At 63.9% G+C, this 8,260-nt stretch carries 9 protein-coding genes; 1 reads left to right on the forward strand and 8 read right to left on the reverse strand.

Annotation, left to right across the window (positions count from 1 at the left end):
* The coding region (locus WAN02_RS11420; protein WP_422264278.1) for a TetR/AcrR family transcriptional regulator at positions 1-695 on the forward strand (695 nt) is incomplete at its 5' end.
* A gap of 25 nt (positions 696-720) precedes the next feature.
* Here WAN02_RS11420 and WAN02_RS11425 read toward each other — a convergent pair.
* The 8 genes from WAN02_RS11425 to WAN02_RS11460 all read right to left on the reverse strand — a co-directional run.
* Entirely contained in the window at positions 721-912 is a 192-nt protein-coding gene (locus WAN02_RS11425; RefSeq protein ID WP_422264279.1) for a ferredoxin, read from the reverse strand.
* Entirely contained in the window at positions 912-2,297 is a 1,386-nt protein-coding gene (locus WAN02_RS11430; protein WP_422264280.1) for an aldehyde dehydrogenase family protein, read from the reverse strand. Before WAN02_RS11430 ends, WAN02_RS11425 begins: the two co-directional genes overlap by 1 nt.
* Positions 2,298-2,315: 18 nt before the next feature.
* Positions 2,316-3,107 (reverse strand): coniferyl-alcohol dehydrogenase, encoded by a 792-nt coding sequence (locus WAN02_RS11435; protein WP_422264281.1) that lies wholly within the window; start codon positions 3,105-3,107, stop codon positions 2,316-2,318.
* A gap of 7 nt (positions 3,108-3,114) precedes the next feature.
* Positions 3,115-4,380, reverse strand: a complete 1,266-nt coding sequence (locus WAN02_RS11440) for a cytochrome P450 (RefSeq protein WP_422264282.1) — start codon at positions 4,378-4,380, stop codon at positions 3,115-3,117.
* On the reverse strand, positions 4,377-5,915 hold the full coding sequence (locus tag WAN02_RS11445) for an acyl-CoA synthetase (protein ID WP_422264283.1): 1,539 nt from the start codon (positions 5,913-5,915) through the stop codon (positions 4,377-4,379). The genes WAN02_RS11440 and WAN02_RS11445 overlap by 4 nt, the downstream gene beginning before the upstream one ends.
* A gap of 4 nt (positions 5,916-5,919) precedes the next feature.
* A complete protein-coding gene (locus WAN02_RS11450) occupies positions 5,920-6,324 on the reverse strand; it encodes an SCP2 sterol-binding domain-containing protein (RefSeq protein WP_422264284.1) in 405 nt (134 codons plus the stop codon).
* Positions 6,325-6,556: 232 nt separating this feature from the next.
* Entirely contained in the window at positions 6,557-7,762 is a 1,206-nt protein-coding gene (locus tag WAN02_RS11455) for a cytochrome P450 (RefSeq protein ID WP_422264285.1), read from the reverse strand.
* A 78-nt stretch (positions 7,763-7,840) separates the two neighbouring features.
* On the reverse strand, positions 7,841-8,260 hold a 420-nt coding region (locus WAN02_RS11460), incomplete at its 5' end, for a zinc-binding dehydrogenase (RefSeq protein WP_422264286.1).

Consider the following 8,260-nt stretch of genomic DNA (forward strand, 5'->3'; position numbering starts at 1 on the left):
GTAGGATGAGGTGCGTGGTGACCGTCCCCCAGCGGAAACGTCGCGCACCGAGGCGAACGTCCGGGGAGATCCACCAGCAGCTCCTCGATGCGGCGGGCACACTGTTCGAGGCGCAGGGCTACCGGGCCACCACGACCCAGCAGATAGTCGACAAGGCGGGCATCGACGCGGCGACCCTCTACCGGCACTTCGAGTCCAAGGCCGATCTCTTCGAGGCCACAATGCTGGGGCCGCTCAAGCAGTTCCTCGATGATCACGCGGCGTACTGGTCCTCGCAGCCGCTGGGGGAGGTCGACCCCGCCGAACTGATGCGGCGTTATGCGACCGGCTTCTTCACGATGCTGCACGAGCACCGCGACACGATGCGGCTACTGGTCACGGCGTCAGCTGACGACGGCGTGCTGGGGGTGATCGCCGATCGGGTCAGTCGGCAGTTCACCGAGGGCCTCGTGGTGATGCGGAACATCGTCGTGGCCGAAAGCGAGATCCACGGCTACCCAGGTCTGCAGGCATCGGATGCCACGATCGCGGGCGCGACGGGGATGATCCTGGCGATCGTGTTGTTCGACGACTGGATCTTCCCCGCGGGCCGCCGGCCTGACACGGCGACGATCATCGAGGAGATTATCGCCTTGGTGCTCTACGGGGTCACCCAGCGGCCCGACGAGCCCGGCGGTGGTTTGACGGCGCCCTGAGGCGCTGCCCAGCGCTGACCTGGTCTCAGCCCTCGATAGACAGCGCGCCGGTCGGGCAGTTGTTCACGGCCTCTTCGACTGCTGCTCGGTCGTCTTCCGGCGGTTCGGGATCGATTGCGTGCGACTGGCCGTCGTCACCCACCTGGAATACCGTCGGTGCGCTGACCTCGCACAATCCGATTCCCGAACACTTGGCGGTGTCGACTTTGACTTTCATCAGAACAGCCTCCGCATGATGGCCAGCGCCCGTTGGCTGTAGGGCGGATAGACCAGGCGCAGATCGGGTCTTGCCGGTTTGGACAGCACTGCGCGGCGGTGGCTGAGGGCTTCGAAGCCCCACTTGCCGTGATACGCACCCATGCCGCTGGCGCCGACACCACCAAACGGCAGTGCGGGCACCAGACAGTGCATAGCGACGTGGTTGACTACCGCGCCGCCGGACGGGATGCGGTCAATCAGGTCGCGGCCAAGCTGCGCAGAGGAAAAGACGTATAACGCCAAGGGCTTTGGACGGCCGTTGACGAACTGCACTGCTTGGTCGAGGGATTCGACGGTGAGGACAGGCAGTATCGGGCCGAAGATTTCATCAGCCATCACCGGATCGGTCGGTGGTGGGTCGACGATCAACGTCGGTTCGATCCGCAGCGAGGCGCCGTCCGAGCGGCCGCCGGTGACCACCTTGCCTTCGGTGGTGGCTATCAACGAAACCAATCGGTCGAACTGACGTTGGTTGACGATCCGCAACCCCGGATCCGCCTCGTCCGCTCGGAAGTCGCGGACGTTGGCGACAATCTTGTCGACCAAATCGGCAGCGATCCTGTGATCGGCCAGCACATAGTCCGGCGCGATGCAGGTCTGGCCCGAATTCAACAGCTTCACCCAGGCGATGCGTCGGGCCGCGACATCGATGTCGGCGTCGGCCGTGACGATTACCGGACTTTTGCCGCCGAGTTCCAGCGTCACCGGGGTCAGGGTCGGCGCGGCAGCGGCCATGATCCTCTTACCGACCTCCGTGCCGCCGGTAAACAAGACATGGTCGAATCCCGCCGCCAGCAACTCCTGAGTGGTGGCGGCGTCGCCCTCGACGACCCGCACGGCGTCGGCATCGACATATTGCGGGAGCACCCGCGCCAACAGCGCCGAGGTGGCGGGCGCCAGCTCGGAGGGCTTGATGACCGCACAGTTGCCGGCAGCGACCGCGGCAACCAGCGGCGCCACGCTCAGATACAGCGGATAGTTCCACGGCCCGATGACCAGCACCACACCCAGCGGGTCGTACTGCACCCATGCGCGACCAGGTAGCTGCGCCAAGGGCAACGACTCCCGCCGCCTGCGCATCCACTTCCGCAGATGCTTGCGTGCATAGACAGCTTCACCCTTGGACGAAGCGACATCGCCCAGCCACGCCTCCGCTGGCGAGCGGCCCAGGTCTTCGGCCAGCGCCGCCGCGATCTCCGGCTCTCGCTCGTCGAGGAAGCGCTCGATCGCGCGCAGCTGTTCTAACCGCCATTCCAGGGCGCGGGTGCGGCCACCAGCGAAGACCCGCCGTAGGTCGGCAAGCACGGCTGCGTTACCGGTCGTCTCCGGTGCATGAATAGTCACAGATTCTCCCTGACAACCTTAGATTTCGGGGGCTGGCACCACGCCACTTGCCACCGCTCCGGTGATGCCGCCATCGACGGCAAGCGCCTGGCCGTTGACCCAGCGGGCATCGTCGGAGGCCAAAAACAGCACCACATCGGCGATATCGCCCGGGTCGGCGTGCCGGCCAAGCAGATTCTTCAATCCGTCGAGGGTGTCCTTACCCATCGACTCCTCGAAGTCAACCAGGATCGGCGTCTCTACCGGCCCGGGCAGCACCGCGTTGATCCGAAACCCCATCTCGGCCAACGCCAAGCCCATCGACATGGCGTAGACGGTGGTGACTTCTTTGGAGAAGTTGTACGCATTACCCTGCTGCGGATTGGCCTTGAACCAGGCCGCACCCTCCTCGAAGGTATCGGTGGCCAGCAGGTCGCGGATCGCCTCAAGACGCTGCGGCCAGCCGAAGCCGGCGGTCGACGACACGATGGTGACCGAACCGCTTGGCTTCAGGCGTTCGAAGAACGACTCGGTCAAGTGACGCACCGCCAGGCTGTTGACGGCCAACACCAAGTCGGCGGGCGCGGTGCCGGGGATACCGGCAACGTTGATCAGCCCGTCGAATTCGCCGCCGAGTTGCTCTACGGCGGTGTCGATGCTGTGCGGGTTCGCCAGGTCGACTGCTATGTGTTGGGTTACCTTGGCGGTCGGCTGGTTTCGGTCCAGGCAGTGGACCTCCGCACCCGCGGCCAGCAACCGCTCGGCGACCGCATGGCCGATGCCTGATGCCGCGCCGGTAACGACGTAGCGCTTGCCGGAAAAGTCAGTCATGGCTCTCCTAGTCGAGGGTGTAGGGCAGGGATTTGACGGCGGTGATGAAGTTGCCGGTCAGGTATTCCGGTTCACCGACCCGCAGGTTCGGCGCCCGGAAGATCAGCTCCCGGAAGATCGACTCCAGCTGCATCTTCGCCATGAAAGCCCCCATGCAGAAGTGCGCGCCACCGCCCCCGAATGCAACGTGGGGGTTAGGCGATCGGGTGATGTCGAATTCGTAAGGGTTGGTGAACACCCGCTCGTCGCGGTTGGCTGACGAGTAAACCATCGTCACCCAGTCACCCTCGCGAATGTGCTGGCCGCGTAGCTCGGTGTCCTGGGTGGCGGTGCGGCGGAACGTCATCACCGGGGTCGTCCAGCGGACGAACTCCTCGATGGCGACCTTGATGCGCCCGTCGAAATCCTTCTCCAGCAACGCTTTCTGCTCGGGGAACTGCTGCAACGCGATCGTGGTGAAAGTGGTGGTGGTGCGGGTGGTGTCGTTAGCCGCTACCGAAAGCAGGACGAAGTACGGGCCAAGCTCGTCGTCGGTGAGCCGCCGCCCCTCGACCTCGGCCTGCACCAGCGAGGTCATCAGGTCGTTCTGCGGATGTGCACGCCGGCTCTCGGCCAAACTGATTCCGATATTGAGCAGTCCGACCAGCGAATCGGTCAGCACCTCGGCGGGTTCACGACCGGCGGCGACATCGGGATCGGCCCAGGCCACCATGCCCTCGGCCAGGTGCGCAGCCTCATCGCGCTCGTCCTCGGGCAGGCCAAGCATCTCGTAAATGGTCCACATCGGCAGACGCTTGGACACCTGCTGGACGAAGTCACCCTCCTTCGTCTTGAGCAGGTCGTCGATGATCGACTTCGCCTGGTGATCGATCTGGTCCTCGATCTTGGCGACTTGGCGCGGGGTGAAGACCGAGCTGACGAGCCTTCGCAGGCTCGAGTGCTTCGCACCGTCCATGCCCAGGAAGGACTGGGCCGCCTCGAGCATCTCTTCGGGAACGGACTCGAACGTGATGCCCTGCCCGGAGCAGAAGATCTCTGGGTTCTTGCTGACGTAGCTGACGTCCTCGTGGCGCGTGACCACCCAGACGCCGTCGATCTCGGGCTCCATCATGGAGCCCTGAATCGGGCGGTGCCAGCTGACCGGGCTTTCGTCGCGAAGGATCTTGAACGCCTTCTCGCGCTCGTCGAAGCTTCGCGCCCAGAAATCCAACGGCGAGATGCTCACCGGATCGAAGGGCGGGCGGTCGATCTTCGGCGGTATCTCAGTAGTCATGCGGTCGCCTCCGTATAGCGGGCTTTGAGAGTTCTCTTCACGAGCTTTCCGGTGGCTGTCCGGGGTAGCTCGTCGACGAAGTCGACGGTGCGGGGTGCTTTGTAATGCGCGATACGCTCCCGGACGTAGTCGATGATCTCGTCGGCCAGTTCGGCGGATGGTGTTGTCCCGGGACGCAATTGAACCACCGCTTTGACCCGTTCGCCCATTTCCGGATCGGGCACCCCGATCACCGCGACATCGAAAATCATCGGGTGCAGTGCAAGGACGTTCTCGACTTCCTGCGGGTAAATGTTCACCCCACCGGAGATGATCATGAATGCCTTGCGATCGGTCAAGAACAGGTAGCCATCTTCGTCGACATAACCGATGTCGCCGACGGTAGACCAATTCTGGTGTGCCGGATGCCTTGAGGAAGCGGTCTTTTCGGGATCGTTGTGATATTCGAAGGGCACGACGTCGCGTTCGAAGTAGACGGTGCCAATCGTGCCCGGCGGCTGCTCGTTGCCGTCGTCGTCGCAGATGCGCAGGACACCGAGCGCGGCTTTGCCGACCGACCCACGCTTGTTTTTCCACTCCGCAGTGGCGATCACGGTGGTGCCATGCCCCTCTGTCGCACCGTAGTATTCGACGAGAAGCGGACCCCACCAGTCGATCATCGCTTCTTTGACGTCGGGCGGGCAGGGCGCGGCGGCGTGCACCGCCATTCGCAGCGAAGAGACGTCGTAGGCTTGGCGGATTGCGTCTGGCAATTGCAGCATCCGCACGAACATCGTGGGGACCACCTGGGTGACGGTCGCCCCGTATTTCTGGATGGCAGCCAGCGCCTTTTCGGCGTCGAAGCGCTCCATGAGAACCACCGTGCCGCCCAGCGACTGAACGCCGCCGCACCACCTCAGCGGGGCGGTGTGGTAAATCGGCGCCGGCGACAGGTAGATGTCATCACCGGTGATCTTGAAGGCGTGCTCCAACAGCCCGACAAGCGGGTCGCCGGGCTGGTCGACCTGGATCGGCAGCAGGTGCGGCTTGATGCCCTTGGGTCGTCCAGTGGTGCCCGACGAGTACAACATCTCCGAACCGCGCGGCTGATCGGTCAGTCGTGGTGCTGCCGCGGCCAGCAGCTCGCCATAGGGCAGGTAACCGGTGATAGCGCCACCGAAGGAATACCACCGCTGCACCTCAGGAACGAAGTCGCGCAGTTGCTCGGCCAGTTTTCGCACACCGACGGAGGCCACGACCACCCGGGCTCCGCTGTCGCGCAGGATGTAGGCCGCTTCCTCTGCGGCCAAATGCCAGTTCACGGCGGTGATGTACAGACCGGAACGTAGTGCAGCCCAGTAGATCTCGAACGCTTCGGCGGCGTTGTCCGAGACCATGGCGATGACATCGCCCTTGCGCAGGCCCATTCCGTATAGCGCGGCGGCCAGCAGAGCCGAATTGTCGTCAAGTTCTCGGTAGGTTAGCGCTCGGCCCGACTCGGCCATGATCACGGCCGGTCGGTCGGGTGCAGACGCCGCGTGGGTACCCGGAAACATACTTTTAGACGAGCAGGTCGTCGCGACCGTCGTTCTTGAGTCGCTCGATATAGCCGGGATAGAGCTTCTTGCCGAGCGGAGCCAGCTTGAGCAGGCTCGCCACGTTACCTTCGACCTTGATCTTCTTCTTGGCCATGGCCAGCGGCAGATTGACCTTGCCCTGCCAGTACCCGTTTCCGGTATCGGCCGTCATGGACATCGTCGCCATCGGTGCCGGTCCGCCCGCCAGGCCTTCGCGCACGGATTTGTTCGCCATGTCGATGACGACGACAGCCTCGGGGTCGGTGAAGTCGAACGCCACTACGAGTCCGGTGTCAACCAGCTTGGGACCGATCTCCGCATCGCCGAAGGCGGTCTCGAAGATGCCGCCGATGTATTTCGTGACCTCCGCCGCGTCCTTGAACCCCATTGCTCTCCTTAATCTACTTTCGATTCAATTTCCCATCCACGGACATCGCTCCGCTTTGGATGAGTCCTTCGACCTCGCAGCTTATGACCTGTGTCACACAACCCCTTTCAGGCGAGATTACCATAAGTCGACTTATGGTCAAGGCTGTGCGTTGGGCTCCCCAGTTGTCGGAACGGTTGCCCCTCAGGCCTGGTCGGCACCGAACACATAGACGATGGGCATGCGGGCTTGCTTACTGTGGGGTGAACCTGACCGGCAGGCGCGAGAGCCCTGACGTCAGACTGGTGGCGGCCCAGGATTCCGGTCCCGCTTGCTCGATGTCGGGCAGCCTGATGAGTAGTTCGCGGATCATGATCGCGCCTTCGGCGCGGCCGAGGTGCGAGCCCACGCAGAAATGTGGACCCCCGCCGCCGAAGGCGATGTGCTCACTGCGCTTGCGGGTGATCTCGAACGCCTCGGGATCGGTGTAAACCGCCTCGTCGCGGTTGCCGGACCCGTAGTAGATGGCGACGCGGTCGCCTTCGGCGATCTTTTGCCCGGCCAATTCGGTGTCCTGGGTAGCTACCCGGCGGATGTAGACCACGGGCGACAGTAGCCGCAACATCTCTTCGATGGCTCCCGGGAGCAAGGCGTCGATGTCGTCGACAAGCTGTCGGCGGACCTGCGGGTGGTCGAAGAGCAGCTTCATGCCGCCCGAGATCAAGTTGCGTGAGGTGTCGAGGCCGCCGTCGGTCAGCAGGACGAAATTGCCCACGAATTCCAAGTCGGTGATGAGACGTCCGTCGACCTCCATGTTGGCGTACGCGCTGAACACGTCGTCTCCTGGGTGGGCTCGCTTCTCGGTGAACGTCTCAAATCCCATGCCGACGATCTCCATCGTCGCGGCGTTCATGGCCTCTTCGCCGACCACGTCCGGGGAGCTGTGGCTGATCATGAACAGCTCGTGTAGGCGCTGTCCGCTGGATCGCGGGATGCCAAGAAACGCCGCCGCGGTGAAGCCCGCCATGCGCCCGGCAACCGCGTCGACGAGATCACACTCACCCAGCGCGGCGATCTCGTCGACGATCGAGGCCGCGATTTGCTGCAAATTGGGCAGCATCAGCTTGACCTTCGGGGGAATCAGCATGGGCGCCACGACTTTACGGAATTGCGGGTGTCGCGGGGCGTCCATTGCCAGGAAGCCGGCCTCGACGTTCATGTCGAGAATCATCACCCCCGGCGCTGACCGGAACAGCTCGGGATGGTGTTCGACGTGACGGATATCGGCGTTGCGGGTGACCGCCCAGAAGAACCCGCCGTCGGGGGCCGGGTGGCGATACACCGGCGCGTTAGCGCGTAACCAGCGATACTGCTCGAACGGGTGCCCGTTGCTGAACGACGCCGCGGAGTACAAGTCGATCTGGATATCGGGCGCTTTCGTGTTGAGCGTAGTGGTCATGCCGTTTCCTCCGAGTGCGGACGCTGTCTGCGTTGACTGGCGCGCTAAAGCCCCCAAACATGAATCTCAAACATACCATCATTTCGGCCATTTGACGCTAGCTGCGGACGGGTCAACAAGGACCTTGCCGATGGCGTCACCCGATTCCAGTCGGGCTACCCCGTCCCGTGCTGCCGCGAGCGGGTAGACGGCGTCGACCGGCGGGGTCACGCCGTGCAGGGCGCAGAACCGGGCCAACAACCGCAGATCGTCGAGGGTGCCCATCGTCGAACCGAGGATCGACACGTGCTGCAGGAAGATACGGCCCAGGTCGAGTTCGACGGTCGCGCCCGTGGTCGCGCCGGCGACCACGACGACGCCGCCCGGCCGCACCGTACGCACCGAATGCGCCCAAGTCGCCGAGCCCACCGTCTCGATAACGACATCGACGCGCTCGGGCAGGCGGGCGCCCGCGTCGAAGATGTCGTCGGCACCGATCCGCAGTGCCGCCGCGAGGCG

Origin of the sequence: Mycobacterium sp. (genome assembly GCF_049281135.1) — a bacterium.
Classification (GTDB): Bacteria; Actinomycetota; Actinomycetes; order Mycobacteriales; family Mycobacteriaceae; genus Mycobacterium.

Bases quoted from the DNA above. Each gene is read 5' to 3' on its own strand.
- WAN02_RS11425 (WP_422264279.1), bottom strand. From the start codon at position 912: ATGAAAGTCAAAGTCGACACCGCCAAGTGTTCGGGAATCGGATTGTGC.
- WAN02_RS11435 (WP_422264281.1), bottom strand. From the start codon at position 3,107: ATGACTGACTTTTCCGGCAAGCGCTACGTCGTTACCGGCGCGGCATCA.
- WAN02_RS11445 (WP_422264283.1), bottom strand. From the start codon at position 5,915: ATGTTTCCGGGTACCCACGCGGCGTCTGCACCCGACCGACCGGCCGTG.
- WAN02_RS11455 (WP_422264285.1), bottom strand. From the start codon at position 7,762: ATGACCACTACGCTCAACACGAAAGCGCCCGATATCCAGATCGACTTG.
- WAN02_RS11440 (WP_422264282.1), bottom strand. From the start codon at position 4,380: ATGACTACTGAGATACCGCCGAAGATCGACCGCCCGCCCTTCGATCCG.
- WAN02_RS11450 (WP_422264284.1), bottom strand. From the start codon at position 6,324: ATGGGGTTCAAGGACGCGGCGGAGGTCACGAAATACATCGGCGGCATC.